Annotated in this window: 2 protein-coding genes; both read right to left on the reverse strand. The window is 71.1% G+C overall.

Annotation, left to right across the window (positions count from 1 at the left end; genetic code table 11):
- On the reverse strand, window positions 1-1209 hold a 1209-nt coding region (locus K6I33_RS34940; RefSeq protein ID WP_229358814.1), incomplete at its 3' end, for a cation-translocating P-type ATPase.
- Between the two features lie 75 nt (window positions 1210-1284).
- Window positions 1285-1530: heavy-metal-associated domain-containing protein (locus K6I33_RS34945; protein ID WP_275126863.1), on the reverse strand; the 246-nt coding region annotated here is incomplete at its 5' end.

The raw sequence follows: 1530 nt of genomic DNA on the forward strand, positions 1-1530 counted from the left end.
CAGGGCGCAGGGGCAGGCGATGATCAGGACGGAGACGGCCGCGGTGAAGGCGGCGGTCCAGCCTTCGCCGGTGGCGACCCAGAAGCCGAGGGTGGCCAGGGCCAGGACGATGACGACGGGGACGAAGACGGCGGAGATCTTGTCGGCCAGGCGCTGGGCGGCGGCCTTGCCGTTCTGGGCGTCCTCCACCATGCGGGCCATGCGGGCGAGCTGGGTGTCGGAGCCGACTCGGGTGGCGCGGACGACCAGGCGTCCCCCGGCGTTGACGGTCGCGCCGGTGACCGCGTCGCCGACGGACACCTCGACCGGGACGGATTCACCCGTCAGCATGCTCGCGTCGACCGCCGAGGTGCCGTGTTCGACGACGCCGTCGGTGGCGATCTTCTCGCCGGGGCGGACCACGAAGGTGTCACCGACAGTGAGTTCGGAGACGGGGACGCGGAGCTCGCGCCCGTCGCGCAGCACGGTGACGTCCTTGGCGCCCAGCTCCATCAGCGCCTTGAGCGCGGCGCCGGCCCGGCGCTTGGAGCGGGCCTCGAAATAGCGTCCGGCCAGGATGAACGCGGTGACACCTGCGGCCGCTTCGAGGTAGATGTTGCCGCCGCCGTCGCTCCGGGACAGGGAGAACTCGAAGGGATGGGTCATGCCCGCCATGCCGGCGGTACCGAAGAGCAGAGCCCACAGGGACCAGAGGAACGCCGCCGACGTGCCGACCGAGACCAGGGTGTCCATGGTGGCGGCACCGTGGCGCAGGTTGGTGAACGCGGCCTTGTGGAACGGCCAGGCGCCGTACACGACAACCGGGGCGGCCAGCGTCAGGGAGAGCCACTGCCAGTTGGTGAACTGCAGCGCGGGCACCATCGCCATGGCGATCACCGGTACGGACAGGACGACCGCGGTGATCAGACGCTGCCGCAGCGGCGCCAGGGCGTCCGGCTCGGGCTCGGCGTCGTCCGCGCTGTTTTCAGGGGTGGCCGGGGGCTGGGGGAGGGCGGCGGTGTAGCCGGTCTGCTCAACGGTGGCTATCAGGTCGGCCACCTCCACGCCCGCCTCGAAGACGACCTTGGCCTTCTCCGTAGCGTAGTTGACCGTGGCCTCCACGCCGGCCATGCGGTTGAGCTTCTTCTCGATCCGGGCCGCGCACGAGGCGCAGGTCATGCCACCGATCGCCAACTCGACTTCGGCTGAGGCAGGGGCGGTGATGCTCATGATGCTCCTCGTGCGCGGATGGGGTTTTTGTCGGCGGGCGACGGTCGCGCGAGCGCTCCGCCGCCGGGCCGAGGTTCAGCGGGCGGAGAGGTTCTCGGCCCGGCCGGTGAGCTCGTAGCCGGCCTCGTCGACGGCGGCGGCGATCTGAGCGTCGTCGGGCTCGGCACCGGTGGTGACGGTGACCAGGCCCGCGGCGACGTCGACGCGGACACCGGTCACGCCCGCCACGGCCGAGACCTCCTTGGTGACGGCGGTCTCGCAGTGGCCGCAGGTCATGCCCTGGACCTTGTAGACGGTGGTGACGCCTGTGGTCTTCTCGTC

This window comes from Streptomyces sp. UNOB3_S3 (assembly GCF_020740895.1).
Lineage (GTDB): Bacteria > Actinomycetota > Actinomycetes > Streptomycetales > Streptomycetaceae > Streptomyces.